The sequence below is a fragment of the Bradyrhizobium sp. PUT101 genome (genome assembly GCF_052043945.1).
Classification (GTDB): Bacteria; Pseudomonadota; Alphaproteobacteria; order Rhizobiales; family Xanthobacteraceae; genus Bradyrhizobium.
The window spans coordinates 2,494,316-2,520,501 of the sequence record NZ_CP197207.1; the positions used below are offsets into that span (position 1 = coordinate 2,494,316).

30 protein-coding genes are annotated in these 26,186 nt (G+C 63.7%); 8 read left to right on the plus strand and 22 right to left on the minus strand.

The genetic code is table 11. The features are described 5' to 3' along the window. Position 1 precedes the first annotated feature (1 nt). The 8 genes from ACSHT2_RS12275 to ACSHT2_RS12310 form a co-directional block, all read right to left on the minus strand. The gene (locus ACSHT2_RS12275; RefSeq protein WP_440641790.1) at positions 2-748 is read right to left on the minus strand and encodes an SDR family NAD(P)-dependent oxidoreductase; all 747 of its coding nucleotides are present in this window, start codon (positions 746-748) and stop codon (positions 2-4) included. Between the two features lie 51 nt (positions 749-799). Continuing rightward, on the minus strand, positions 800-1,762 hold the full coding sequence (locus ACSHT2_RS12280) for a carbohydrate kinase family protein (RefSeq protein WP_440641791.1): 963 nt from the start codon (positions 1,760-1,762) through the stop codon (positions 800-802). A 132-nt stretch (positions 1,763-1,894) separates the two neighbouring features. Then, entirely contained in the window at positions 1,895-2,587 is a 693-nt protein-coding gene (locus tag ACSHT2_RS12285) for an L-fuculose-phosphate aldolase (protein WP_440641792.1), read from the minus strand. 19 nt (positions 2,588-2,606) lie between these two features. Then, the gene (locus ACSHT2_RS12290) at positions 2,607-3,266 is read right to left on the minus strand and encodes a hypothetical protein (RefSeq protein ID WP_440641793.1); all 660 of its coding nucleotides are present in this window, start codon (positions 3,264-3,266) and stop codon (positions 2,607-2,609) included. Between the two features lie 126 nt (positions 3,267-3,392). Then, positions 3,393-3,962 carry a peroxidase-related enzyme gene (locus ACSHT2_RS12295; protein WP_440641794.1) on the minus strand — a complete coding sequence of 190 codons (570 nt, stop codon included), beginning with the start codon at positions 3,960-3,962 and terminating at the stop codon, positions 3,393-3,395. Between the two features lie 14 nt (positions 3,963-3,976). Continuing rightward, entirely contained in the window at positions 3,977-6,289 is a 2,313-nt protein-coding gene (locus tag ACSHT2_RS12300; RefSeq protein WP_440641795.1) for a molybdopterin-dependent oxidoreductase, read from the minus strand. Beyond that, on the minus strand, positions 6,286-7,044 hold the full coding sequence (locus tag ACSHT2_RS12305; RefSeq protein ID WP_440641796.1) for a CoA-transferase: 759 nt from the start codon (positions 7,042-7,044) through the stop codon (positions 6,286-6,288). Before ACSHT2_RS12305 ends, ACSHT2_RS12300 begins: the two co-directional genes overlap by 4 nt. Next, positions 7,044-7,853: a CoA transferase subunit A gene (locus tag ACSHT2_RS12310; RefSeq protein WP_440642825.1), complete on the minus strand. Its 810-nt coding sequence runs from the start codon at positions 7,851-7,853 to the stop codon at positions 7,044-7,046. Before ACSHT2_RS12310 ends, ACSHT2_RS12305 begins: the two co-directional genes overlap by 1 nt. A gap of 245 nt (positions 7,854-8,098) precedes the next feature. Here ACSHT2_RS12310 and ACSHT2_RS12315 point away from each other — a divergent pair, with 245 nt between their 5' ends. The 4 genes from ACSHT2_RS12315 to ACSHT2_RS12330 all read left to right on the plus strand — a co-directional run bounded on the left by ACSHT2_RS12315 (position 8,099) and on the right by ACSHT2_RS12330 (position 13,105). Continuing rightward, positions 8,099-9,253 carry an ABC transporter ATP-binding protein gene (locus ACSHT2_RS12315; RefSeq protein WP_440641797.1) on the plus strand — a complete coding sequence of 385 codons (1,155 nt, stop codon included), beginning with the start codon at positions 8,099-8,101 and terminating at the stop codon, positions 9,251-9,253. Further along, positions 9,250-11,040: an ABC transporter permease subunit gene (locus ACSHT2_RS12320; RefSeq protein WP_440641798.1), complete on the plus strand. Its 1,791-nt coding sequence runs from the start codon at positions 9,250-9,252 to the stop codon at positions 11,038-11,040. The genes ACSHT2_RS12315 and ACSHT2_RS12320 overlap by 4 nt, the downstream gene beginning before the upstream one ends. Positions 11,041-11,072: 32 nt before the next feature. Continuing rightward, positions 11,073-12,167, plus strand: coding sequence for an extracellular solute-binding protein (locus ACSHT2_RS12325; RefSeq protein ID WP_319334793.1), 1,095 nt, complete (start codon positions 11,073-11,075; stop codon positions 12,165-12,167). Positions 12,168-12,280: 113 nt separating this feature from the next. Continuing rightward, a complete protein-coding gene (locus ACSHT2_RS12330; protein ID WP_440641799.1) occupies positions 12,281-13,105 on the plus strand; it encodes an IclR family transcriptional regulator in 825 nt (274 codons plus the stop codon). 20 nt (positions 13,106-13,125) lie between these two features. On the opposite strand, the gene ACSHT2_RS12335 is transcribed toward ACSHT2_RS12330, so the two are convergent. After that, on the minus strand, positions 13,126-14,010 hold the full coding sequence (locus tag ACSHT2_RS12335; protein WP_440641800.1) for an MBL fold metallo-hydrolase: 885 nt from the start codon (positions 14,008-14,010) through the stop codon (positions 13,126-13,128). Between the two features lie 86 nt (positions 14,011-14,096). Between ACSHT2_RS12335 and ACSHT2_RS12340 the strand changes: the two genes are divergently transcribed. The 4 genes from ACSHT2_RS12340 to ACSHT2_RS12355 all read left to right on the plus strand — a co-directional run bounded on the left by ACSHT2_RS12340 (position 14,097) and on the right by ACSHT2_RS12355 (position 16,061). Then, positions 14,097-14,426 (plus strand): ArsR/SmtB family transcription factor, encoded by a 330-nt coding sequence (locus tag ACSHT2_RS12340; RefSeq protein ID WP_440641801.1) that lies wholly within the window; start codon positions 14,097-14,099, stop codon positions 14,424-14,426. A gap of 13 nt (positions 14,427-14,439) precedes the next feature. After that, positions 14,440-14,751, plus strand: a complete 312-nt coding sequence (locus ACSHT2_RS12345) for a rhodanese-like domain-containing protein (protein ID WP_319334803.1) — start codon at positions 14,440-14,442, stop codon at positions 14,749-14,751. A gap of 103 nt (positions 14,752-14,854) precedes the next feature. Beyond that, positions 14,855-15,637, plus strand: a complete 783-nt coding sequence (locus ACSHT2_RS12350) for a sulfite exporter TauE/SafE family protein (protein WP_440641802.1) — start codon at positions 14,855-14,857, stop codon at positions 15,635-15,637. 106 nt (positions 15,638-15,743) lie between these two features. Continuing rightward, on the plus strand, positions 15,744-16,061 hold the full coding sequence (locus tag ACSHT2_RS12355; protein WP_440641803.1) for an ArsR/SmtB family transcription factor: 318 nt from the start codon (positions 15,744-15,746) through the stop codon (positions 16,059-16,061). 31 nt (positions 16,062-16,092) lie between these two features. Here the strand turns inward: ACSHT2_RS12355 and ACSHT2_RS12360 are convergent, their stop codons facing one another. The 13 genes from ACSHT2_RS12360 to soxX all read right to left on the minus strand — a co-directional run bounded on the left by ACSHT2_RS12360 (position 16,093) and on the right by soxX (position 26,144). Beyond that, positions 16,093-16,644, minus strand: a complete 552-nt coding sequence (locus ACSHT2_RS12360; RefSeq protein ID WP_440641804.1) for a YeeE/YedE thiosulfate transporter family protein — start codon at positions 16,642-16,644, stop codon at positions 16,093-16,095. A gap of 11 nt (positions 16,645-16,655) precedes the next feature. Then, a complete protein-coding gene (locus tag ACSHT2_RS12365; protein WP_440641805.1) occupies positions 16,656-17,207 on the minus strand; it encodes a YeeE/YedE thiosulfate transporter family protein in 552 nt (183 codons plus the stop codon). Positions 17,208-17,317: 110 nt separating this feature from the next. Next, the gene (locus ACSHT2_RS12370; protein WP_440641806.1) at positions 17,318-18,409 is read right to left on the minus strand and encodes a YeeE/YedE family protein; all 1,092 of its coding nucleotides are present in this window, start codon (positions 18,407-18,409) and stop codon (positions 17,318-17,320) included. 107 nt (positions 18,410-18,516) lie between these two features. Continuing rightward, positions 18,517-18,960, minus strand: a complete 444-nt coding sequence (locus tag ACSHT2_RS12375) for a DsrE family protein (protein ID WP_440641807.1) — start codon at positions 18,958-18,960, stop codon at positions 18,517-18,519. A gap of 8 nt (positions 18,961-18,968) precedes the next feature. Continuing rightward, positions 18,969-19,874 (minus strand): alpha/beta hydrolase, encoded by a 906-nt coding sequence (locus tag ACSHT2_RS12380; protein ID WP_440641808.1) that lies wholly within the window; start codon positions 19,872-19,874, stop codon positions 18,969-18,971. 14 nt (positions 19,875-19,888) lie between these two features. After that, positions 19,889-20,311 (minus strand): DsrE family protein, encoded by a 423-nt coding sequence (locus ACSHT2_RS12385; RefSeq protein ID WP_440642826.1) that lies wholly within the window; start codon positions 20,309-20,311, stop codon positions 19,889-19,891. Positions 20,312-20,349: 38 nt separating this feature from the next. Beyond that, on the minus strand, positions 20,350-21,042 hold the full coding sequence (locus ACSHT2_RS12390; RefSeq protein WP_440641809.1) for a c-type cytochrome: 693 nt from the start codon (positions 21,040-21,042) through the stop codon (positions 20,350-20,352). After that, positions 21,026-22,297 (minus strand): sulfite dehydrogenase, encoded by a 1,272-nt coding sequence (gene soxC, locus ACSHT2_RS12395; RefSeq protein WP_440641810.1) that lies wholly within the window; start codon positions 22,295-22,297, stop codon positions 21,026-21,028. Before soxC ends, ACSHT2_RS12390 begins: the two co-directional genes overlap by 17 nt. A gap of 6 nt (positions 22,298-22,303) precedes the next feature. Next, a complete protein-coding gene (soxB, locus tag ACSHT2_RS12400; RefSeq protein WP_440641811.1) occupies positions 22,304-23,995 on the minus strand; it encodes a thiosulfohydrolase SoxB in 1,692 nt (563 codons plus the stop codon). A gap of 27 nt (positions 23,996-24,022) precedes the next feature. Next, the gene (gene soxA / locus ACSHT2_RS12405) at positions 24,023-24,844 is read right to left on the minus strand and encodes a sulfur oxidation c-type cytochrome SoxA (protein WP_440641812.1); all 822 of its coding nucleotides are present in this window, start codon (positions 24,842-24,844) and stop codon (positions 24,023-24,025) included. A 28-nt stretch (positions 24,845-24,872) separates the two neighbouring features. Next, on the minus strand, positions 24,873-25,199 hold the full coding sequence (gene soxZ / locus ACSHT2_RS12410; protein ID WP_271530168.1) for a thiosulfate oxidation carrier complex protein SoxZ: 327 nt from the start codon (positions 25,197-25,199) through the stop codon (positions 24,873-24,875). Positions 25,200-25,216: 17 nt separating this feature from the next. Then, positions 25,217-25,669 carry a thiosulfate oxidation carrier protein SoxY gene (gene soxY / locus ACSHT2_RS12415; protein ID WP_271530169.1) on the minus strand — a complete coding sequence of 151 codons (453 nt, stop codon included), beginning with the start codon at positions 25,667-25,669 and terminating at the stop codon, positions 25,217-25,219. A gap of 19 nt (positions 25,670-25,688) precedes the next feature. Next, positions 25,689-26,144, minus strand: a complete 456-nt coding sequence (soxX, locus tag ACSHT2_RS12420; RefSeq protein WP_440641813.1) for a sulfur oxidation c-type cytochrome SoxX — start codon at positions 26,142-26,144, stop codon at positions 25,689-25,691. Between the last annotated feature and the right edge of the window lie 42 nt (positions 26,145-26,186).

Sequence of the window (26,186 nt, forward strand, 5' to 3'; positions counted from 1 at the left end):
TCTAACTGTAGAATATGCCGCCGTCCACATTGAGAGCCTGCCCCGTTACGAACGCGGAATCGTCCGATGCGAAGAACGCCACAGGACCGACGACGTCCTCCGGTTGCCCGAGCCGGTGCAGGTCCGTAACCTTCTCGAAATAGGCAACTCGTTCGGGATCGCGGAGATTGTTCATCCCCATCTCAGTCACGATGATGCCTGGACACACGGCATTGACGGTGATGCCGTAGCCTCCAAACTCCATGGACGAGACCCGCGTGAAGCCGACCACGGCCGACTTCGATGCAGCGTAGTGCGACTGTCCCGGACCGCCCGTTCGGGCGGCGAGCGAAGCGATGTTGACGATCCGCCCGTACCTGCGTTCCTTCATATGCGCCACCACGGCCTGGGTCATCTGGAAGACGCCGCGCGTGTTGACGGCGAAGGTCTGATCCCACGTGTCGGGCGTCAGTTCGTCGATCGTCGCCAGCCTCAGTATCCCTGCGTTGTTGACGAGAACGTCGACTTGCCCAAGGCCACTCACCGCTTCGGCCACGGCCCGCCTGCAGTCGCCGATGTCGCTGACGTCGCCCAGCACCGGGATGCAGCGACCGCCCAGCTCCCTGACTTCGGCGACGGTCTCAAGGAGAACCTTCTCCTGGGCGGCGATGTCGGTCAGCGCGAGATCGTAGCCGCGTTTGGCGAGGCCAATGGCTATCGCGCGGCCAATTCCGCGGCTTGCTCCCGTCACGATCGCATGTCGGGCCATGTTGCGTTCTCCCCTGTTGTCCGAATGAATGGTTTTTACTGGTGTGAAAGATCAGGCGCGAGCAGGCTTGCGGACCGGCAGCGTGTTCATGGCCCGGACCGTATCCTCGAACGATACGAGATTGGCGCCCGAACCCAGCCCCGTCGCCACGATCGCCGCCGTCGCGGTCGCGAGCTTGGCGCAGTCGAGCAGATCCCAGTCGCGGGCGAGACCCGCGATGAAGCCGCCCGTATAGGAATCGCCGCATCCCGAGGTATCGCGGACCGCGACCTCGAACGCCGGCACCGTGAACTGTCGTCCGTCGCGCGTCATCACGAAGGAACCTTCGGCACCGAGAGAGATAGCGCAGGCCCCCGCTCCCTTGTCGATGAAGAACCGCGCGCACGCGGCGGGATCGTCGGTTCCGACCATGGCACTGGTCTCATCGATGCTCGGCATGAAGAAGTCGACGTAGGGCAGCAGCGGCTCGACCAGCGCCAGCGTTTCACGCCGCGCCTGGATGAGGTCGAGCGTCGTCGTAGAACCGGCCGCCTTCGCGTCGCGCAGCAAAGCGACGGAAGGCGCTCCATCCATCGCGAGCAGGGAGCCAACCCCTCCGAGATGCAGAATCTTGCTGCGGCAGGCGACCGCTTGCACTTCGGGTGCAATACGCCAGCGAGCGGAGGCGCCCCTTGCGTGCATGACCGGACGCGAGCCGTCGGGCCGGATCGGCAGGATCGTGGCCGAGGTCGGACTGTCGGCCATCCGCTCCATGAGAGAGATGTCGATGCCTTCACGCTCCAGCGCGTTCAGCATCCAATCGGCCTTCTCGTCGGAGCCGACGGCGCCAACCGCGAGCGCTTTCAGACCGAGACGCGCGCAAGGAACGACCGTTCCGCCCGCGGTGCCTGCGACCGCGAGCCGAATTTCTTCGATCAGCAAGCGGCCGCCACCGGGCGGAATCTCGGTCACAGGGACCCCCAGAATATCCAGAATGTAAGTACCGCAGACGCTGACGTCGTGAGAGTGAGCCATGATTTCTCGCAGACAGTGGTTTGATCGTAATCTAAAGCGCGATGAGATTTGGATGAATAGTCATCGCGCTTTAGGTCTTTGTTTGAGCATGATCTTCTCGGAAATCCGCTTCACACTTTTCCGGATCATGCTCTAGCTCGACCGCTGGGGAATCTTGGGCGTGCCGTCGTTATCGCGCAGGCCGTACTGCCCCCATCGCTTCAGGATGCTGTCGATTTCCTCGTCCGGCAGCAGCGGAGGAGAGCCGAGTTGAAGACAGCCGTGATACTGCTTGGCGAGCACCTCGACCTCCACCGCGAGCCACATGGCCTTGCGCAGGTTGGGACCGACGGCGATCAACCCGTGATGTGCGAGCAGGCAGGCACGGCGATAGCGGAGCGCGTTCAGGGCCGCCTGCGACAGCTCCGCCGTACCGTATTGCGCATAGGGCGCGCAAGGAATGTCGTTTCCGCCGGCAGCGGCGATCATGTAGTGAATCGCGGGGATCGAGCGATTCATGATCGCGATGATCGTGCAGAAGATCGGATGAGCGTGAACGACGGCGCCAACCTCCTGCTTCGATCTCAGGATATCGAGGTGAAAACGCCATTCCGTCGACGGAACGTTGCCGGCCGACGCGGTCCACGAACCGTCCCACTTCATGGCCACGATGTCTTCGGGCTTCATGCGGTCGTATGGAAGACCGGACGGCGTGAGCAGGATGCCGTCGTCGGTTCGGACGCTGATGTTTCCGGACGTTCCCTGGTTGATGCCTTGCGCTGCCATCTCGCGACACGCGTCGATAATGGCTTGACGAAGTTCGAGCTCTGTATCGCAGCCACTCATATCTGCTTCCAGTTCACGTTCATGCACTTGCTCCGAGCTGGACCTGCCGGTCGACCAACAGCCAGGTGGCTCGCGCGGTCGCCAACACCTCCTGCTCCGCATTGAGCAAGGCGCTTTCGGCAAAGAGCTTGCGGCCTTCCCGCCCGGTCGGCCACGCCACCACCACGCATCGATCTCCGGGACGCGGCCGGCGATCGACCCGAGCGGCCATGCGTCCGAGCAGGGCCGTCTCGTCACCGTTCAATCCGAGGTGACGGGCGCCCACGCTGCAATAGCCGGTCGGGCAATCGAGAGCGGCCCAGACGAATTCGGGCGCGACATAGCCGTCCTCGCCGGACAGACTGGCATGAGGCACCCAGGAGGCGGCGAACACGACGGGCTTGCCCGGAACTGACCCCGCTTGCAGCGGACCTGCGAAGATCCGGAGACCGTCGCCATGGCCACGTGCGGGCCCACAGACGAAGCATGCCGGGAGGTTGTGGGTCTGCTCATCATAGGGTGTTCTGCCGACCGCCTCTTCGGCCGCCTCGTAGCTCACCCTGGGAACGTCCGGCACATCGATGCCTGCTGCACGCGCCGTCGCGAGCAGCCTGTCGTTTTCGCGCAACTCGATCCCGCCGTCGGCCCCAGTCAGAATGTCGAGCGGCCGCTCCAGCGGCGGCGGGGCGCGCAACGTCACTTCGGCGTCTCCGACGAGGTGCCTTGCGAGACATCCGCAAACGTAGCCTCCGTTGCCGGAGTTGGGCGGGCCCCGGAAGCGTCTGTCGATAACCAGCGATACCATTGCAGTTCTCGTCCGCGGCGTTCAGCGTCCCATCGCGAAGAACTCGTCGTTCGGACGCATACTGGTGACGTTGGCGAGGCGGTTCGACATGCCGAAGAATGCAGCGATGGCCGCAATGTCCCAGACGTCCTCCTCGGTGAATCCGTGCCCCTTGAGATCCTCGAGATCGGAGTCGTCCACCTCATAGGCGCGCGCCGAAACCTTCATCGCGAAATCGAGCATCGCCCTCTGCCGGGCGGTGATATCGGCCTTTCGGTAATTGACGGCGACCTGATCCGCGATCAGCGGATTCTTCGCGCGCACGCGCAGGATGGCGCCGTGTGCGACGACGCAATACTGGCATTGATTGGCGCTGCTGGTCGCGACAACGATCATCTCGCGCTCGGCCTTGGTGATCGGCCCGGGCTTGTCCATCAGAGCGTCGTGATAGGCGAAGAACGCACGGAACTCGTCAGGACGATGCGCGAGCGTCAGGAAGACGTTGGGGACGAAGCCGGACTTCTCCTGAACCGCCTCGATCCGCGAGCGGATATCCTCGGGGAGCGTTGCGATGTCGGGGACGGGAAAGCGGCTGATGGCGGGCGCAGACATGTTCCAAGCTCCTGTTAGACTGCCGCGAGCGCGACGAGCGATTCCTGATAGGCTTCGAACGCATCGCGCCGGTCGGCGGCGTAGGGCTCGACTCGCACGAGGCTGGTATGGGCCGAGCAGCCCTGTCCGAATTGGGACGTGCCGATATCGAGCGTGAGCACGTTCGGATTGCCGGCGATTTCCAGGCCGCTATTGCCTGTCGGCGTGAACCAGGCGCCGGTCGGAAGCACCAGTACGCCCTGACGGACCCTGTCGGTGATTTCTGCCGTCGCAAGGCACTCCCCGCGACCGTTCCAGATGCGGATCGTCTGGCCGTCAGCGATGCCGAGAGCTGCCGCGTCGTCAGGATGAAGGCGAGCCTGTTCACGGCCATTGCGCTTCATCGCCCGGCTCGATGCGCCGGTTTCGAGCTGACTGTGAAGACGGCCGGCCGGCTGGTGCGAGATGAGGTGCATTTGGCCGGGCCCGGCGGCATTGCCGAGCCATTCAGCCGGCTCGATCCACGCGGGATGCGGACGGCAGTCGGCATAGTCCAGCCTGGCCAGGGCCTCGCTGCCGAGCACGATCTTTCCGCTTTCGGTCCTGAGCGCATGCGCCTCCGGCTCGTTGCGGAAGTCGGCCAGGAACGTATGCTCTGTCTTCACTGGGCAGCGGGTGTAGCCGGCCTCCCAGAACGCATCGAAATCCGGCATCGCGAAGCCGAAGCGCTGCGAGGCGTCGCTGCGGCAGGCTTCGTAGAGATGCCGGACCCAGCCCATTTCGTCCCGGCCCTCGTTGAACCGATCGGCCACGCCGAGCTTGCCTGCAATCGCGTTGAAGATCTCGAAGTCGGAACGGGATTCGCCCAGCGGCTCGATGGCCTTTTTCATCGCCAGAATGAAGTCGGAGCGCCTGTTGCCGGCAAGATCGTTGCGCTCGATCGACGTGGTTGCCGGCAGCACGATATCGGCGCGCTGGGCTGTCGCCGTGAACATCGGGTCCTGCACGATGATCGTTTCGGGCCTCGTCCAGGCTTCCGACAGGCGATTGAGGTCCTGATGATGGTGGTAGGGATTGCCGCCCGCCCAATAGACCAGCCTCGTATCCGGATAGGTGTGGATCTCGCCTTCGTAGCTGAACGGCCTGCCGGGATTGAGCAGCATGTCGCTGATCCGCGCCACCGGAATGAAGCTGTCGATCGGCCTGGTCAGTTGCGAAATGGCAGGAGAGCGGCCCAGATTGAGCGGTGCCCCCACGCCCCCCAGCGAGGCGTAGCCGTAGCCGACGCCGCCGCCCGGCAATCCGATCTGGCCAACGATCGATGCAAGTCCGAGCGCCGCCCAGAACGGCTGTTCGCCGTGATGGGCGCGCTGCAGGCTCCAGCTCACCGTCAGCATGCTCCGCGTGTCGACCAGGCGCCTTGCGAGCTCGGCAATCTGACCCGCATCGAGCCCGCAGATGCCGGCGGCCCACGCAGCGTCCTTGGGTCCGCCATCCGCCTTGCCTTCGAGATAGCGAAGAAGGCGATCCGCGCCGCTGGTGCAGCGCGCCAGGAAATCCCTGTCATGCCGGCCCGCCTTCACGATCTCGCCGGCAAGGCCGAGCATCAGCGCAGTGTCCGTGTTCGGCCGGATCGGCCACCATTCGGCATTGACCCAGTCGGGCAGATCGTCCTTCAGCGGCGAGACGTGGATAACCTTGACACGGCGCTCGACGATTTTCCTAAGATAAGTCTCAAGGCGGTGGCTGCCAATTCCACCGGCCTCGTTCTGCGCGGTTCGCGGCGACAGAGCGCCGAACACCACCAGCGTCTCGGTGTGCTGCGCGATCGTGTCGAGCGTATTGGCGCGGCCGCCGCATGCATCGTCACTGCCCAGCGTGTGGCGCAAGATCACCGGACCTGCCGCGATGGAATAGGTGTCGACGTGCCTGGTGAAGCCGCCAACCAGATTGAGCATGCGCTTCAGAAGCGAAGAAGCATGATGCAGGCGGCCGGAGTTGGTCCAACCATAGGAGCCTGCGAAGATCGACGCGTTGCCGAAAGTGCCGGCCACGCGGCGCACTTCGTCGGCGACCAGCGTCGTCACTTCGTCCCAGCTCACCGGCACGAATTTCTCGCGGCCACGGCCCCGGCGATCGCTCTTCTCGCGTTTGTCGAGCCAGCCCGAGCGGACCATCGGTCGCAGCACGCGGCGCTCGGGGTTGGCCCATTCGGCAATGGAATGGATGATCGGGGAAGGCGCCGGATCGTGCTCGAACGGCTCGACGCCCACGATGCGATCGTCCTCGACGAGGATCGTGTACGCACCCCAATGGCTGCAATGCGGGACCCGCTTGATCCTGCTCATGCGTCGACCGCCACAAGATCGCGCCGCATCTGCGCAGCGAATTCGGGATAGGTCTCGGCGAGTTCGTCGAAGACACGGCCGCGGAGCAGGTCGAGCGTCGATCGATCGGGCAGCGGGGTCTGCCGCGGCTCGGCGTCATGCGCAAACCGGAAACCGGTCGCTTGCTTGATCTCCGCAAGATCGTGCCCGGGATGAACGCTCTCCAGCTCGAACCCCGGCTGCGTCTTGTCGAACCGAAAGAGACCCTTGCCGGTCAAGAGGGCAACGGGGCCGCCGCTCCGGAAGACTCCCTCAGGACTGACGCCCGGGGCACTGATGAAGTCCACCTTCTCGACGAAGACGCGCGGCGTATGCTCTTCGCGGAAGAGGATGACCCGCGGCACGACAAAGTAGAGATAGGCCGACCCGAACGAGCCGGGCCAGCGCACGCTAGAGCGCGGATAATCACCGATCCCGACGAGGTTCACGTTGCCGTAGCCGTCGATCTGCCCCCCGCCAAGGAAGAACGCGTCGATCCGGCCCTGACCAGCACAATCGAACAGCTCCGCCGAACCGTTGGTGAAGAAATTATGCTCGACAGAGCCGAGAATGGAAATGCGTGGACCGACGTCACCGCCCGCTTCCTTCATTGCACGCAGCAGCATCGCGCCGGCGGCAGGAATCGGAGAGGAGGCCCCTACGGCGACATGCCTGACCCCGTCGAGCAGCCGCGCGATCGTGCAGATCAGCACTTCGCGAGGGAGAACCTCGGCCATCACGCGGGCTCCATCTGCGCCTGCGCCATATAGGCAGAGAAACCGTCGGCCGTTCGCGCGGCCTTCGCATAGCGTGCGATCTCTGCGCTGTCGGCCGGATATTCACCCCACAGTCCGTAGGGCCACGCCCCCTTCGGAGCGCGCGCGACTGCCGTGACGTAGAGCGCGGGCAGCACGCCGGCAGCGCTCATCTCATCGGCGAGCAGATTTTCTTCGACGACTCGCTCCACCGTGACCAGAACGGTGCGCGAAGCGTAGGCCATGGCGGCAAGCTCGCGGCGCCGTCCGATCCAGACATTGCCGAAGCGATCAGCCATGGGCACGTGGAAGATCGTGACGTCGGGCTTGATGGCCGGAATCAGCACGATCGGATCGCCCCCGTCCGCCAGCGGATTGTCGACCACGCGCCAATCGTCGCGATGGCGCAGCAGATCCGTTCCGATCAACCCCCGGAGCGGCATGAAGGGACTGCCCTTCTGCGCCGCGATCAGGCCCGCATGGATGGCAGGACACGTCGCGTCCTTCAGTCGAATCGCGCCTTCCTTGACGGCCGCGTTGAACCGGGGCGCTCCACCGGCTTCGCCGAGCGAGACGGCGCTGGTCTCCACCGTCCGGACCAGACCTGCGCCGACAAGCTGGTCGACCTGCAATCCGCCGGTCGGCACGCACACGAGATCGAGATCGCCCGCGCCATGCTCGATGATCGGCCGCGTCATGGCCATGGAGACGCCGGCGTAATCGACCGGCAGCGCCACGCGCATGCCCGGCTCGATGTGCTTCGCCATTGCGCGAGGCTCGCTCAACACCATCATCCTCCCGTGATCGTTCTATATTGTAGAACACCATTCCAAATAAATGTTAGACGGATTTGAACGCGACTGTCAATCTGGCTTCACCGGAGAGGCCTTTGTTTGCAGAGGATCTCGTCTGCTCAGGCAATCGCGGCGACGCGCCGCTGCGTCGCGACTGAACGTCGCGACTTGACAAGTGCGCGCGCTGCGCCAACAATAATTGGAATAGCGTTCTACAATATAGAACAAGTGGGGAGGAGAAAATGGGTGAGCCCGCGGCTCTGCGCACGACGCGCTCCGGCGATGTAGGCGCTCGGACGGCGCCAAGCGGCCGCCCCCTGGAGCGCGGCACCATCGGATCGAGCATCGCCGTCCGCGACGCGGTGAAGCGATACGGCAGCTTTCATGCGGTCGACCGGATCAGCATCGACATCGAGCCGGGCGAATTCATCACGCTTCTCGGACCTTCCGGCAGCGGCAAGACGACGCTGCTCAACCTCGTGGCCGGATTCCAGAGCCTCGACAGCGGCGAAATTCTCGTCGACGGAAAGCCCGTCCACAATGTGCCCACGCACAAGCGCGGCTTCGGCATGGTCTTCCAGAGTTACGCGCTGTTTCCGAACATGACGGTGAGCCAGAACGTCGCGTTTCCGCTCCGCATGGCGGGCGTCGACCGGGCAACCACCGATCGACGCGTCGCCGAGACGCTGGAAATCATGCGCCTGACGGAGCACGCGACGAAGTCCCCCTCGCAGATGTCGGGCGGACAGCAACAGCGCGTCGCGATCGCGCGCGCCATCGTCAGGAGGCCGAGGGTCGTGCTGATGGACGAACCGCTCAGCGCCCTCGACAGGCGGCTGCGCGAGTCGATCCAGATCGAGATTCGCGACCTGCACCGGACCATCGGCAGCACGATCCTATTCGTCACCCATGACCAGGGCGAAGCCCTGACCATGAGCGACCGCATCGCGGTGCTCAACGCCGGCAAGATCGTCCAGATCGGCCGCCCGCTGGACATCTATCGGCATCCGACCGATCGCTTCGTCGCCTCGTTCGTCGGCGAGAGCAACCTGATCGAGGCGGAGATTCTGCAGAAGCGCGGATCGACGCTGACGATGAAGAACCGCGCGGGATACGTGTTCAACGCCGAAAGCCGGGACACGATCGACGTCGGGCGCGCAACCGTGCTGGTGCGCCCGGAACGCATCGCCGTGTCGAACGAGTCAACCGCGAATTCCACGCCCGTCAGCGTCACGTCTGCGATCTTCCTCGGCGAGATCCTGCGGATCGAGGCGAACATGGAGGGCGGAGAGCCGCTCCTGATCAGGTGTACCGACATGGCGGACCGGCCCCTGCCCTCCGTCGGGGATCGCCTGCACGTGAGCTGGGGCGCCGCGGACTGCTGGGTGCTTGCATGACCTCGGCATCGATCGGCGTCCAGGCGGACCGTCCTGCGGAGCTTGATCTCGTCAGGAGGTTGAAAGATCCCGCGCTGCTGCTCCTGCCGGCGCTTGCCTTCCTGGCCTTCATCTATCTCCTCCCGCTGATCGATCTCATCCGTATCAGTGTCAGCGGACCATCGTGGTCGTCGTATTTCGCGCGGGTATTCGCGATACCGCTCTATTGGGAATCACTCGTCCGCACGATGCAGATATCGGTCACCGTCGCGGGCCTGTGCCTGCTGTTCGGATATCCGACTGCGCTGCTCATTCACCGCAGTCGCGGCATTGCCCAGGTCCTGATCGCGACCGCGATCGTGCTACCCTACTTCATCGCCATCCTGATCCGAACCTACGCCTGGATGGTCCTGCTCGGCCGCAACGGGCCGGTCAACAAGCTGCTGGTTTCGATCGGCATATTGAGCGAGCCCGTGCAGCTTCTCTTCAATCGCGGCACGGTGCTTCTCGGCATGACCGCGGTGCTTCTGCCGCTAATGGTGCTGACGATCTATTCCAGCGTGGCGCGCCTTGATCAAAGCCTGACCCGCGCGGCGCTGGCCAGCGGCGCCGGGCCCATTGCGGCTTTCTGGCGCGTGCTGCTGCCGCTGACCCTGCCCGGCATGGGCGCCGGCTTCCTGCTGGTCTTCGTCGCAGCGATCGGCTTCTTCATTACGCCGACCCTGCTCGGGGGACCCGGTGACCAGATGTTTGCCATGCATATCACCCAGCAGGCGGACTCGGTCACGTCGGAGGGATTCCTGCAGGCCTTGGGCGTTGTGCTGCTGACGATCACATTGGCGGTGGTCGCGGTGGCCGGACGCTTCCTCGGCTTCGAGTTCATTTGGGGCGGCCGCAAGCTGACGGAGGCCACGCCAAGAGCCACAGACCGCTACACGGGCGATGTCGGCCGCCGCAGCTTCGGCGGCTCGGCTGCCGATTTGATCGGCTGGCCGCTTCTGAGGCTGTTCGGGCGCCTGCCGGCGAGCTGCGGGACCTGGACCGTCCGCATCATGGGCGGCCTGGTCATTGCCATTCTCATTCTGCCGATCATCGTGGTGATGATCATTTCCTTCAGCAGCGCGAGCTATCTGACCTTCCCGCCGCCGGGCTTCTCACTACGCTGGTATGAGCAGTTCTTCTCCGACTCGAACTGGATGCGGGCGTTCTGGACATCCTTGGTCGTGGCGGCGATGTCCGCCGGCATCGCGATCGTGCTGGGCGCCTCGGCGGCCCTCGGCATCGTCAGGAGCAGCATTCGCGGCAAGTCCGCCATCATGCTGCTTCTCGTAAGTCCGATCATCGTTCCTCCGGTCGTGCTCGGCCTTTCTCTCTACAGCCTGTTCCTGCGTTTCGATCTCGTCGGCTCCGTCTTCGGCCTTGCCGCGGCGCATGCGATCGGCGGCCTTCCCATCGTCGTGGTGATCCTGTCCGCATCGCTTCAAGGCGTCGATACCAGGCTCGAACAGGCGGCCGCCGTCCATGGCGCATCGTCCCTGACAGTGTTCCGCCTGGTGACGCTGCCTGCCATCATGCCGGGCCTGGCTGCAGCGGCATTCTTCGCCTTCCTGCACTCGTTCGACGAACTGGTGCTGACGCTATTCCTGTCGAGCGCGGAGCTGAAGACGCTCCCGCTCATGCTGTGGGGCGACATCAACTATCGGCTCAATCCGGTGCTGGCCGTGGTCTCGACGCTGGAGGTGCTGCTGGTGGTCGCGGGGCTCGTCCTTGCACGACCCGTTCTCGCCCCGTCGCGGAAGGCGGCGTGACGCAGATCAATTTCAACTGGAGGAAAGAGAAAATGCTGGGAATGAAACGCTGGCGACTATCGGCTTCCGTACTGGCCTCGGCCCTGTTTGTCGCGATGGGAACGGGTCTGGCTCAAGCGCAGAGCAACGTCGTGATCATGCAGGACCCGGGCGGCGGATATGGCGATGCATTGCGCAAGGTCATGTACGACCCGTTCGAGAAGGAGACCGGCATCAAGGTCGTCACCGTCCAGGAAGCCCGTAGCGGCCCGCGCATCAAGGCTCAGGCCGAAGCCGGCAAGGCGCAATGGGACCTGACGTTCATCTTCGACCAGGAGACGAAGCTGCTCGGCGACTGCTGCCTGGCCGATATCGACTATTCCAAGCTGTCGGACGGGGCGAAGCAGACGCTGGCGGCGATGCCGGACAATCTGAAGCGCAAGAAGGGCGTGGCCTTGCAGGTGATCGGCGTCGGCCTCGTCTACAACAAGGACAAATACAAAGGAGAGAACGTACCGACGAGCTGGGCCGACTTCTGGGACGTGAAGAAATTCCCCGGCCGGCGCTGCATGCCGGCATGGCCGCGTTTCGTGTTCGAAGCGGCGCTGATGGCCGACGGCGTGGAGAAGAGCAAGCTCTACCCGCTCGACATGGAGCGGGCGCTGAAGAAGGTCAAGGAGATCAAGCCACACATCGCCAAATGGTGGACGACGGCCGCACAGCCGCCGCAGCTCCTGCTCGATGGCGAGGCCGACATGTGCATGGCCTACACCGGTTCGATGAGCAAGCTCGCCCTTGAAGGCGCGCCGATCGATCTGACCTTCAACCAGGGCTTCGTCTACTACGACTTCTTCTCGATCCCCAAGGGCGCGCCGAACTACGACAACGCGCTGAAACTGCTCTCCTGGCGGCTCGAGCCCAAGCGCGCGGCACAGCTCACCTCGACCTTCCCGGTCGCTCTTCCCTCCCGGGTCGTATTCGAGGCCGCCACCGACAAGAAGCTCGCCCGCTACTGGGCCAACAACCCGGACAACATCTCGAAGGCGATCGAATGGAGCCCGGATTACTGGGGCGGACCTTCGCCGGCCGGAAATTCGACCAACGAGGAGTACGGGCAGGAGAAGCTCAACGCCCTGCTGGCCCAGTAGGCAGACTGATCGGCCCCGATCCAGAAAGGATCGGGGCCGATCCACACACGGGCTATTGCCGATCGCGCGACCATGCTAGATCGAGAGAAAGATCATTCTATTTTGGCCGGTGGATGGATAAGGCTTTTACCAAGGGACTGCGTCTCCTGGAAGCACTTGCTCTGAGCGAGCAACCCCGTGGGGTCACAGACCTCGCGAGTGAGCTGAAGCTCACCAAGAGCAACGTGCATCGGCTGCTGATGACTTTGCAGTCCCAAGGCTATGTGCGCCAGATCCCTCCGCACAGCACCTACGAGCTCACGACCAAGATCTGGGCGCTCGGCAGCCATGTCATCCACCGGATGGATCTCATCAACGTCGCGCGACCGGCAATGACGAAGCTTGCCGAGATCACCGGCGAAACCATTCACCTATCCGTGCTCGAAGATACCGACGTCGTCTACGTCGACAAGATCGAAAGCGCTCACCATATCCGCGCCCATACGAGCGTGGGCATGCGCGCACCCGCTTTCACCATGGCGACAGGGAAGGCGATGCTCGCACATATGCCTGATGACTACCTGGAGCGATTCCGGCCACATCTCAGGCGCTACACCGAGACCACGCGAACGACGATCAAGGAGCTGCGCGAAGATATCGAGTTGGCTCGCGCGCAAGGCTACTCCGCCGTGCTGCACGGCGAGTGGCGCGAGGGCATCGCGGCCTGCGCTTGTGCGATCCTCGGCCGCTCCGGCGAACTCGTGGGGGCGATCGGCATGTCCGGCCCCGACACCCGCATCAAGCGCAAGCAGATCAGGGAATATTCGGTTCACGTGATGGAGGCAGCGCGAACCATCGGCGCCGCTCTCGGCTATTCCAACAGGCTGACGGCCTACTCCGGCGTCAGAAGCGCTCCTGCGGATCCTCCGCCTTCACATCAAACACGACGCGCCCCTTGATCCTGCTGCCCCTCAGACCGTCATAGCCCGAGTTCGGCATCGTCTTTCATCTTCACCGGAATCTGCAAGTAGCGCACACCATTGGCCTGCTTGGGAGGAAATTTCCCTGCCCGGATGTTGACCTGGATCGAAGGCAGAAGCAGACGCGGCGCGGCAAGCGTGGCGTCGCGCTTTGCGCGCATGCGCACGAAGTCGTCCTCGGGGATGCCCTCCTTCACGTGAACGTTCTTGCTCCGCTGCTCTGCGACCGTCGTTTCCCAGGCGTATTCGTCGCGCCCCGGAGCCTTGTAGTCGTGGCACATGAACAGCCGGGTCTCGGGAGCCAGCGCGAGCAGCCGCCTGATCGAGCGATACAATCGCTGCGCGTCGCCCCCGGGAAAGTCGGCACGCGCCGTGCCGTAATCTGGCATGAAAAGTGTGTCGCCGACGAACACCGCGTCGTCGACCTTGTAAGAGACATCCGCCGGCGTGTGACCCGGCGTGTGCAGAACCTCGACGACGAGCTCACCTATTTGGAAGTGCTCGCCGTCCTTGAACAGGTGGTCGAAGTCACTGCCGTCCGTCGCCAGGTCGACGGCGTTGAAGACGGGCCGGAAGATGCGCTGAACATCCTTGATGTGCTCGCCGATGCCGATACGGGCGCCGGTCTTGGCCTTGATGTAGGGGGCGCCGGAGAGATGATCGGCATGAGCATGCGTCTCCAACACCCACAGGATACGAAAGCCCTCCTCTTCGGCCTCTCGAAGGATGGCCTTGACGGACCGCGTATCGACCGCGCCCGCGTTGTGGTCGTAGTCGAGCACGGGATCGATGACGGCGGCTCCTTTGGTGGCAGGATCGGCCACCAGATAGCTGATCGTATTCGTCGGCTCGTCGAAAAAGGCTTTGATGATCGGCTTCGCCATCAGCTCATCTCCCAATGGTTTCGATGCCCCGGTCTTGACAAATATATTAGCATCTCCTAATTTAGCAATACCTAATAACTCACGAGATGGATGTGACGGTTGTCTTCAATTCGCAAGGCATCGAAAGCGCTGCCCGCGATATCGCGAACTTGCTGCGAGCCGTGGCCAACGAGCGGCGGCTGCTGATCCTTTGCAGGCTCGTGGAACTGGGAGAGGCCACCGTCAATTCCCTCGCCGATTCCGTCGGCCTGTCGCAGTCGGCACTGTCGCAGCATCTCGCAAAGATGCGCGATGAAGGCCTGGTGACATACCGGCGCGAAAGCCAGACATCCTGGTACCGGATCGCTGATCCTAGCATCGAAAAGCTGTTGGCGACCTTACACGAACTGTACTGCAGGCCAATCAAACCACGTTGAAAAGGAGCATGTGATGTCACTTCCGAAAATCGATCCCGCGGCCGCGCGCCGTCTCGTCGACCAGGGCGCTATCCTCGTCGACATCCGCGAAGCGGACGAATTCGCCCGCGAGAACATCACCGGCGCTCATCATTTTCCGCTGTCCCGACTGCACGAAGCGGAACTGGCCGTAAGAGCGGGAGCAGCCGTAATCTTCCACTGCAAGAGCGGCGCCCGAACTTCGATGAACGCCTCCCGCCTTGCAGCAAAGCTGAACGGGGCGTGCGAAGCCTACATCCTCGACGGCGGCCTGGACGCTTGGAAGCGATCCGGACTGCCCGTGTAACGATCCGATCCGACCGAAGCCGGCACGCGGCCCGTAGGGTCCGCGTACCCGGTCATCGAAGCCAAGCCGCCGAACTGGAAGGGCTGGCCCCTGGAGTTCCGCAATGCATGCGCTCTTGACGGAAGCCGCTCTCTCCGCGGCCTCCGGCGTCCTCGTGGGATTCTCGCTTGGACTTGTTGGCGGAGGCGGCTCGATCCTCGCCGTTCCGCTCCTGGTCTATGTGGTCGGCCTAAATGATCCGCACGTAGCCATCGGCACGAGCGCGATCGCCGTGGCCGTTAATGCGGCCGCCAACCTTGCGACGCATGCCCGCAATGGAAATGTGAAATGGCGCTGCGCCGCGATTTTCGCGAGCGCCGGTGTGGTCGGCGCCTATCTTGGTTCGACCCTCGGCAAGATCATGGACGGGCAGCGACTGCTCGCCCTGTTCGCCGTATTGATGATGGTCGTAGGCGGCCTGATGCTGCGAAATCGAGCCGATCTCGGCGATCCCGCCGTCAGATTGTCCAAGGAAAACTTGCCGAAGCTGATTGCGTCAGGTCTCGGAGTCGGGGTGTTGTCCGGCTTCTTCGGGATCGGCGGCGGCTTTCTGATCGTCCCTGCGCTCGTCTTGGCGACCGGCATGCCGATGCTGTATGCCATCGGCTCGTCGCTGGTTGCTGTCACAGCGTTCGGGCTGACCACGGCGGCGAACTACGCCATCTCCGGACTGATCGACTGGCAGATCGCCTTCCTCTTCGTCACGGGCGGAATCTTCGGCGGCCTGATCGGTGCGCGGTTGGCGAAGTCGCTCGGCTCTCGCCGTGGCCTTCTGACCTCGGTCTTTTCCGGGCTGATCTTCGCGGTCGCGATCTATGTCCTGTTCCGGTACCTGTCGGCAACTTGAGGCCAACCGGCCCGGATCGCGATCTCCTTGTGGCCGCCACTGATCAAAAGTACCTCGTGCGAGCGTGTTTGACTGCGGCAATACAGATGCTATTGAAGCCGCTGTCATGCGCCAACTGAACACGACCGAACTGGAGCGACAGGCCAAAGAGGTGGCTGCGCTCATGCGCATGTTCGCCAATGAGCACCGCCTGCTCATCCTTTGCAGGCTGGTGGAGTATGGCGAGGTTGCCGCAAGTGCTCTCGCCGACGACGTCGGCCTTTCCGCCTCGGCACTGTCCCAGCACCTCGCCAAGCTGAAGGCAGAGGGCGTCGTCGCAGCCCGACGCGACGGGCAAACGATGTGGTATCGCATCGCCGACCGGCGGGTCGAAGAGCTGTTTTCAAACCTGCACCGGCTCTTCTGTCGCCCTCGCAAACGATGAGCTTGCCTCAGCGCGGGAAGCAGGACTCTGCCTAGCCCCTCTTCTGCCTGGCTTCAGTGGATTCGATCCACCAGAAGAACAGCCCGGCACCGACTGCCAGTGCGGCGAACCAGACGATATCGGGGATGTTCGTCACGTCCGGGAGGCGAACCTTGCCCAGCGCCCCGACGTTGAGCACGTGGGCCTTCAGCCAGTCGAAGCTCAGCGCGTAGAGGATGGCGCCGGCGACCATACCGAGTGCGCCGACGAGAGCATGGACACTGCCGGTTGCGATGGCGCCAAGCGCCGTCCCAGGACAGTAGCCGTAGACTACCATGCCGACGCCGAACAGCGCGGCGCCGAGCGCGACCGCCAGCATGTTGGCATCCTTCACGTAGTATTTCGTGTTGCCGGTATCGACGAGCAGCAACACGCCGAGGCCGCCGACCACGATCGCCGTGCCCATCACTTTCAGCACGGTGAAGTCGCGCAACCGAAACTGATTCTCGATCACGTTGCAGCTCGTCACCTTGCCCCGCTGCAGGAGGAAGCCGAAGGCTGCACCCATCAGTACCGGCCCAAGGAATGTCATCATTGCGGTCATTTCAATTCTCCTCACCGTGTACGGAACATGAGTGCGGAGACAGCGAGTCCGGTGGCGAACATGACCGCCAGGAACAGCCAGCTTGAGACCGCAAGCTGTAAACCGCCGGAGATGCCGTGCCCGCTGGTGCAACCGCCGGCGAGCCGGGCGCCGTACATGATCACGATGCCACCGAAAAACGCGGCGGCGAAACGTTTCGCAACTGACGGGCCGAACCGCTCCTTCCAGACATCAGGCACGAGCTCGAGGCGCCATGTGCCCGATATCACCGCCGAGACGAACGCGCCGAACGGTATGCCGACGAGGAACCAGACGCCGTAATCCCACTTTAGCGGCATGCTCTTCCAGTAAGAATTCTGCGCCACAGCCTCCGGCCCGATCATCGGGACGGCGAACAGCGAGGCGATGCGCGAATAGGCGGTGGTGACGCCGAGTGGATCTCCGAATACTGCAAAAGCGATCCAGCTCAACAGTCCGATTCCGGCGCCGACGAGATAGGGCGACCAGTCGATCCGCGCGGTGCGCGGCGCTTCGCGTACGTAGCTTTCCGTGATGGTGGTCATGTGCCTTTCCCCGGGGCAGCGGCGCATTACCGCGTTCCTGCGGCTCGATCGGCGCGCATCGGGGAAAATCATATTCAAGGATTTTTATTTAGCAATCTCTAAAATATAGGTCAGGCGCCCGACGTCGGCGAGTTTGCCGCCTGGCGCGGTCGCGGTATGCCGGCGCGGTCGACAAAATGATCGGTCAGCCCTGCCCCGAGCCACATGCCAGCAAGCACGAGCCAAGCCGTGAGCGCGAATACCGAGGCACCGGTCACCCCGGCGCCGACCGCGCAGCCGCCCGCGAGCATCGCGCCGAACCCCATCAGCACTGCGCCGAATAGATAGCGTCTCATGCCGAGCCCGTCCGAAAATCCTTCCAGCTTCAGCTCACCCGCGCGCGCCGCTGCGGCGAATGAGCCGAGGAATACGCCGAGAATAATGCCGAGGTCGAAGCCGAGCCGGAGCTGCGAACTGTTCAGCACCAACATCAGCAACTCGGCCGACGGCCCGCTGAAGGTGAGGCTCTTCAGCGTCACGGGCGCGAATGAGGCCTGCGAGAGCTGGTAGGTGAAGAGCCAACCGGCAACGACTGCCGCTCCCGTGGCAAGCGCGGAGAGGATGAGACCGCGTGGCAGGTTGCTGCGAAAGGCGAACGCCAATCCGGCAATCAACCACAATCCCCCAAATGCGAGCTTCTCGGGGGCACCGGCGCCGAACACGGCCATGATGTCGCGCGACGGTCCGCCATCGACCAGCCAAAGATTGGTCACCCATTCGCGCGCGGGCGACAACAGACCGCGATAAGCGGCCTGGGCGGTTACTGCAAACACCAGACCCGAAAGCAGAGCTCTCAGATTGCCATTGGCTGAGAGCACGAGCAATCGGCTGGCGCAGCCGCGCGCCAAGATCATCCCGCAGCCAAACATCACGCCGCCCGCGAGCGCGCCGGAGATGCTGCCCTGCTGAGCGAGCTGGCGCGCCTCGGATACGTCGAGCCAGCCGAGCGCGACCAGGGCCTGCGTGCCGACCAGCGCCGCGGCAAAGGTCAGGAGCCAGACCGCAAGGCGCGGTCCGCCCTCGCCACGGGAGAATTCGACCGCCGCGGCGCGCAGGCAGAAGCGGCTGCGCTGGGCGAAGAACCCGAACATTCCTCCGACCAGGAGGCCGCCGAGCCATGACAGCCGGTCCTCACCCAAGAGATCGATGATCGGCGTCAGCACGTCCGCCTCGGCTGTTCCTGCGAGCTTGCAGTTCTAGCGATCTCGTCGGCGCGTTCTATGAGCCAGATCAAAGCTCCGACGCCGCAGGATGCCGGATCAGAGCGGCCTCAGGGACGCAGATAGGCATATCCCTGCTGCTGCAGCTCGGCGAGCCGCACCACGCCGCCCTTCTCGGCCACCACGAAGCCGGGCGTGAGGTCGTCCAGCTTGACGCCCTGCGCCTTCATCGTGTTGGCGCAGGCGTCAAAGCCGACGCCGGCATCGACGAGCTTCGACATCATCGCCACGGTGTGGTCCTGGGCCGCGAGCGCGTGAAAGGCACGCAGCGCCGGCCCATGCACGACCAGCCTGATGTCGGCCTTGCCGGGTCCGCCAACGCCGTCGACGTGGTTCTGAAGATTGCCCAGAACGAAGACGACACGATCGGCATCGGCAAGATGATAGACGGCGCGCTGTCGCGCCGGTGTCTCCGTCGCCGCGGACGCCTGGCGCATCCCGAAGGCACCAAATAGTCCGGCAAAGCTCGCGCGAAGCATGGATCGACGCTGCATGGCCTCTCCTATCGTATCTGTTTGACGAACACGGCGATTCGGTCGGCGACGTCTTCTGCGAACAGGTCGCGGAAGAAATGATCGGCATCCTCGATCGTGTCGAGCTGAACCCTGCCCCCGCTCGACCCTGCAAGCGAAGCAAAGGAAGCTGCCACGTCGGGCACAACGGTATCCTTGGTCGCGGCGAGCACCAGCACCGGCGACCTCACACGGGCTACGAGTGCGGCCGTGTCCTGGCCGGCATCGGGACCGTAGAAAGACATCAGGGCCCGCGCGGTGACCACGGCATTGCGACAATAGATGAAGCCCGGTACGTCCATCCACTCCCCGCCGCGGCCCGCCGCGATCGCCTTCGTCGCCAGCTCCACAAACGGCTCGAGCGGCTTGCCATAGGTCCGGGCATAGGAGGCGCGCAAGTCGGTCTCGGCCTTTGCGGTCACCGGCGCCAGCAGCACCGCACCCGCCACCGGTGGGGTTTCGCTTGCCGCGAGATACCGCGCGACCTGGTTGCCGCCGCGGGAATGTCCGAACGCGATGACGAGCCGGGACATGCCCCTCGCCCGCGCGACCCAGGCGCCGATCTCGGCGACCGCATCCTCGACGACGTAGTCGTGCCGCTCGGCACAGTCATACATGCCCTTGCGGCGATCGAGCCCCAGCGACAGCGTATGGGCAATCGAAGCGATGCCGCGCTGCTCCAGCGCCTTGGCAACGCCCTGAATGACTTCCATGTCCTTGTGCGCGAGCGTGCCGTGGGTCATCACGACAAGCGGTGTCTCCGGCGTCATCGCAGCGGGTGAGCGCAGTGTCGCGAGCGTCGCGCGGCCGTCGACCGACAGTTCGAGCTCCTGCTCGGCAGCACTCGTGGGCCCCGCGAGCGCGAGCAAGACTGCCAGTCCCATCAACCATCGCATCAGCTGCTCTCTCCCTAGGGCCGGACAATCGTCCAGTTCTTCTCCGCAAGATCCATCAACGCGGCAACCCCGACCTGCGTGACGCTGACGCCCTCGATCAGCGGCGGTCGTTTGTCCTCCTTCGCCGCCAGCGTCTGAAGCGTATTCCCGCAGGCGATGAAGCTCACATTGGGCATCGATTTCAGGAAGTTCAGCAGGCGCTCCTTCACCGGCGAGCGGTCCTCGAGCAGCATGTCGAGGCCGCCATTGAAGGCAACCACCACGATCTCGACATCCTCGCCCTGCCCGGAATAATGCCGCGAGACGTTGGCTGCAACATCGAGGACGGCGCGCATCTTGCCCGGGTCGTCGTCGCTGATCTGCAGCGCGAGCTTGTGCGGCTCGGTCGCCCGGGACGGGGTCGCTGGACTTGTCACGATGAAGGCGGCGGCAATCAGACCGCGAAAGAATCCGCGGCGGCTCGCCCCGCCGCTTCTCACTCCACGCCCCGCGACTTCCCGTCCTTGGCGTCCTCGGGCGTCACGTCGATCGCAGCGGCACGCGCGGTGATCTTCACCGGCGCGATGCAATTCTTCATGCAGGGATCCTTCTGCCAGAACGATTTCTCGCTCGTGGCGCGATCGTCCATCACGAAGCCCTGCTCGTTCGGCATCTTGATCGTGGCGAGATTCTTGTTGCTCAGCTCGAAATTCTGGTCGGTGACGACGTCGTTCAGGTAGAGGACATAGGCGACCAGCGCATAGTATTCGTCGACCGAGAGCGACTGGGCATTGCCATAGGGCATGGCGTGACTGACGTAGTCGAAAACAGTGGACGCGTAAGGCCAGTACGAGCCCACCGTCTTGACTGGGTTGTCCGAGGTCAGCGAGCCCTTGCCGCCGGCGAGCACCGGCCAGCGGCCGTTACCCTCGCCGAACTCGCCGTGGCAGGTCGAGCAATTATCCATGTACAGCTTTTCGCCCTGGGCGACCGTTCCCTTGCCCGCCGGCAGGCCCTGGCCGTCGGGCCTCACATCGATATCCCAGCCGCGGATCTCGTCCGCGGTTGGCGCGCGGCCGATGTGATAGCGGGGAGCGCTCCTGGCGTCCGTCTTCTGCTCCGCAAGCGCCTGAGCGCTCAGCGCGCAAGTCATCAGCGCGGCTGCAATGAACTTAAGCGACTTCGACATTCTCGACCTCACCGTTGGCCTGCACATGCCAGGTCTGGATGCCATTGTTGTGGTAGATGGAGTTGACGCCGCGAATCTTGCGCAGCTCGGCCTTGCTCGGCTGCACGTATCCGGTCTCGTCCTGGACCCGCGATTGCAGCAGCAGCGGCTCGCCGTTCCAGTCGAACTCGTAGTAGAAGCGCGTCAGCGCCTTGTCGAGAACGGGCCCGTCGAGCCGCGCCGGCCACCAGTTGCGGCCGCCGTCGAGCGAGACGTCCACGCGCTTGACCTTGCCGTTGCCGCTCCAGGCAAGCCCCGAGACGATGGTAAAGCCCTTGCCGTGCCTGATCGGTGCCTGCGGGCTCGGGCTCGTAATCACCGACTTGGGGTCCATCGACCAGGTGAATCGGCGCGCCTTGCCGCTCGGCATGAGATCCGTGTATTTCGACGTCTCTTCGCGGGTGTGCCAGGGCTGGTCACCGACCTTGATACGGCGCAGCCACTTGACCCAGAGATTACCCTGCCAGCCCGGCACCACGAGCCGCATCGGATAGCCCTGCTCGGGATAGAGCGCCTCGCCGTTCATCTTGTAGGCGATGATACAGTCGTCAAGCGCCTTCTCGATCGGCAGGCTGCGGTCCATCGCGGCTGCATCGGCCCCTTCGACCAGCAGCCACTTGCCGTTGGTCTTGACGCCGGCTTCTTCCAGCAGGGTGCGCAGCGAGACGCCGGTATACTGCACGCAGTGGATCATGCCGTGGGTGAACTGGCAGCCATTGAGCTGGGCGCCCCGCCATTCCATGCCTGAATTCGCCGCGCATTCCATGAAGTGGATTCGGTTGACGCGCGGATAGCGCTTCAGTTCGTCCAGCGTGACAATGAGCGGACGTTCGACCAGCCCATGAATCATCAGGCGATGATCGGCCGGATCGATCTCCGCAATGCCGCCGTGATGCCGCTCGAAGCAGAGGCCGTTCGGGGTGATGATGCCCTCGAGTTCGTGCAGCGGCGTGAAGCTCACCGAGGACTCGCGCGAGGCAGTCAGCCATTCGACGTCGCGCCGGATGACGTCCTTCTCGAATTTCGACGGCTTGCCGTACGGACGCACGGCGACGCCTTCGCCGAGGGACTTGGTCCATTCCGGCACGTTTGGAGGCTGGTTCGCCGGATTGCCGCCGCCGGCCAAGGCGGGCTTTGCGAGCACCGAAGCCGCAACACCGGCGCCAGCGGCCAGGAAACTGCGTCGGGATTGCCGGGGACTGTCCATCTTCGACATCGCTTCTTACGCTCCGGTGACTTTGACGGCTCTGTTGGGTTCGAGGCGAACGGTCTTTTGTCGGGTCAGATAATTGCCCACGACGTCCCAGATCGGCGGCCCCTCCGTTCCTTCGTTGACGCTGGCCCAGCCGGCGACCTTGTATTCCCTGGCGGGATCGATCGGCGCGCCGGTCTTGGCCATCTGCATGTCCGAGATACGGCTGCCCTGCGGCTTGGTGACATCGATCGCGTAAGAGAGCCCACCGATCCGCACCATGTCGCCGCCCTGCTGGTAGTAAGGGTCGACATTGAAGAGATTGTCGGCGACGTCCTCGATGATCTCCTTCAATCGCGCACCTGTCATACCCATGCGGTAGACCGCGGGATAGGTGATCGCGGTTGCATTGGTGACGTCCTCGAAGGTGATGTCCTGCCCCGGGAGCACGCTGGTGCCCCAACGGAAGCCGGGTGAGAGCGCGATCTCGGCGTCACGCTCCTGCATTAGCGCCTGGCAGATCAGGTCATCAAACGTGCCGTTGAAATTACCACGCCGATAGAGCAGCGAATCCGTCTTGCCGAGCACCTTGGCGAGGTCGGATGCGAAGGGCTTGCGCACCTCGGCGATCTTCGCGGCCATCTCGGCGTCCGCCGTGATCACATCGGAGAACAACGGAATCAGCTTGTAGCGGAACGCCTTGACCTCCCCGTCACGGACATCGAGGTCGAGCCGCGACACGAACTTGCCTGAGGAACCCGACGCGATCAGCAGGGTCTTGCCGACCTTCACTGCCTCGGGCAGCGCATCATGGGTGTGGCCGGTCAGGATGACGTCGATGCCCCTGACGCGGCTCGCAAGCTTGCGGTCGACGTCGAAACCGTTATGCGACAGCAGCACGACGAGTTGCGCGCCGTCCTTGCGCGCCTTGTCGACCTGTGCCTGAACGTCCTCCTCGCGCACGCCGAACGACCAGTTCGGGATCATCCAGCGCGGATTGGCGACCGGCGTATAGGGGAAAGCCTGGCCGAGCACCGCGATCTTGACGCCGCCGCGCTCGATCACGGTCGAGCCGTCAAACGCCGCCTCGTTCCATTCGGTGTCGCGGATATTGAGGCCGAGGAACGGAAAGCCGAGGCCTTCGATCGCCTGCTTGACGCGCTCGGTGCCGTAAGTGAACTCCCAATGCCCAGTCATGGCGTCGGGCTTGAGCAGCGCCATGCAATCGATCATGTCTTGGCCGCGCGTCTTCAGCGACGACCACGATCCCTGCCAGGTGTCGCCGCCGTCGAGCAGCGCGACCTTGTCGCCGCGCTCGGCGCGAATGGACTTGATCACGGTCGCGGCGCGGTCGAGACCACCGATCCGGCCATAGGTCTTGGCCAGCGCCTCGAAATCCTCCGACGTCAGAGCATAGGCCGCCGACGAGCCGGGCGCGATGCCGAAACGGGAGAGGAACTCCTTGCCGGTGACGTGCGGCGGAAGGCCCTTGGCCTCGCCCACGCCGAGATTGGTCGAGGGCTCGCGGAAGTAGAGGGGCATCAGCTGACCGTGGATATCGGTCACGTGCACCAGCGTGACGTTGCCGAGGGGCTCGAATGCCAGCAATTCCTTCTCGGTCAAGCGCTGCTGGGCGACCGCCCGGGCCAGGCCGGGGCCTACGCCAGTCGAGAGTGCCGCCGTTGCCGCAGCAACCTGAATGAACTCGCGGCGAGAGATCATGCGCAATACTCCTGCAAACTCATCGTTTCAGTTGCGCACCGACGGCGTCTCGACCGGCAACCCGATGCCACGCCAGGCGACGTAGAGTTCAAGCGCAAGAAAGTCATCTGACAGCGGCTTGAACGGCTCGGCGCGCACGTCGAACATGCAGCCCTCGAACCGCTCATGCAGCGGCACCACACGCTGATCGCGCAGCCGATACGTCGGGAAGCCGTTGATCTGACCCTGGCTCAGGAAGTCCGCACGCATGAACTTGCCGTTGTTGCGCTCGTGGCAGGACGCGCAGGCGAGATCGAGCTGACCGTAGCGCGTGTAGTAGGTCTGCTTGCCCCGCTCGAACCACGGCGACATCGGCCCGTCCGTCTTCACCGCCACCGGCATGCCGTGCGATTGGTAGCGCACGAAAGTGGTCATGTCGGTCAGCTCCCTGGATTTGAATTTCCAGGGCTCCGCTTTCATGTTCTCGGTGCGGCAGATGTTGATGCGCTGCTCGAGATTGACCGGCTTCTTCAGCTTGTCGTCCCATTTCGGCATCGCCGCGCCGACGCCCTTCATGCTCGTCTCGGCATCCCCATGGCAGCTCATGCAGGACTTGCCCTCACTGCCCTCGACCTTCTTCCAGGCATCGGCCGCGCGCTCGACGGCGAGGAATCCCGGGTTTTCGAGATCGTCGTCCTGAAGCGCGCGCGTCTCCTTGCTGCGGAACTGGTAGCCGGAGATGATGGTCTCGAAGACGTGTCCGGGAGGCGCGGGGATGCCCTTGCGTTCGGCCTCCTCCGCAGAGGCACACGTCGCCACCGATGCGGCCGCGGCGATCGCGACGGCGAGTCCAATATATCGCGACAGCATCCGCCCTCTCCCTCGAAGCTCTATGGCACTACGCCTTGAGCGCGATCTTCTCTTCGGCCGTGATCACCGAGCCGTCGTCGTCGGTCCAGGCGAACTTGAACGTCCCTGCCTCGTCCACCCTTGCATTGAACTGGATGTAGGGGTTGGCCGAGATCGCGGGTTCCAGGGCGCAGCTGAAGACCGGCTTGCCGTTGAACTCGCAGGTGAACTTGTTGATGATCTTGCGCGGAATCGGTTTGCCCTGCGCATCTTTGCGCTGTCCCGATTCCATGACGTGCGAGACCAGGGACTTGATCTGGATGATTTCGCCCTTGGCCGCTTCCTTGGGAAGCTTGAGGCGCGGTTTCTCTGCCATCGTCCGTCTCCTTAGCTTTAGCCGCCGCAGCCGCCGATTGTGACCTTGACGGTCTTCTGCTCCGTGAACAGCGCGCCGTCGCTCATCTTCGCGACCGCAACCACGTTCTGCGTGGTGGCGAGCCGGATCCGGATCGAAGCCTCCGCCTTGCCCGACAACGGCGTGAACGACAGCGTCGCGACACCCGCATTCGGATTGCCGTCTGCGATGATCAGAACGTCCTTGACATAGGAGTCCGCGGTCATCGGACTTTCGACGTTGATCGACAGCGGCACGGTGTTGCCGTTCTCCGCGATCTCCGGCAGATCGAGCGATATCTTGCCTTTGACGGGCTGCTTGCCGCCGGTGAACTTCTCGATCCACTTCGCCGCGTCGCCCGTCACTTCGGCATCAGCGGCCATGGGCATCAGCGTCAGCATGACGAAGCCGCCCCCGAGCGCAAATGCCTGCCGTCGATTGATGGCTTTCATTCCTTGATCCTCCTCGCCGTCAGTTCAGCGTCTTGAGATAAGCAACCACGTCCTCGACCTGGGCGGCCGTCAGAATCGACTTGCCGACGAATTGCGGGCGCACCCGGCTCAAGCCGTCGTTCCTGAAGAACGCCGGCATGACCGTGTCGGTGAAGATGCGCTTGGGGTCGGCGACGATGAGGCGGAGCTGCGCCTCGCTGTAGCGACCGGCCACACCGTCGAGAGAGGGACCGAACTCGCCGTGGAATTCCTCGGACTTCAGGCTGGTGACCTGATGACAGGCCAGGCAGTTGCCAAGCGTGCGCGTCAGAAACACCTTCTTTCCGGCGGCGGCATCTCCGGGCGCGCCGGTCAGGGATTTCGGCAGGGAATCGTTGACGACGTCGAGCCGGATGGGCTCCTTGCTCGGCTCTTGGGCAAGACCGCCTCCGGCCGACAGACAAAGTGCAAACGCAGCCGCAAGCGAGCGTCGCATGTTTCCTACCCTTATCGCGGGGTGACGCCCGCTCTTGATCAC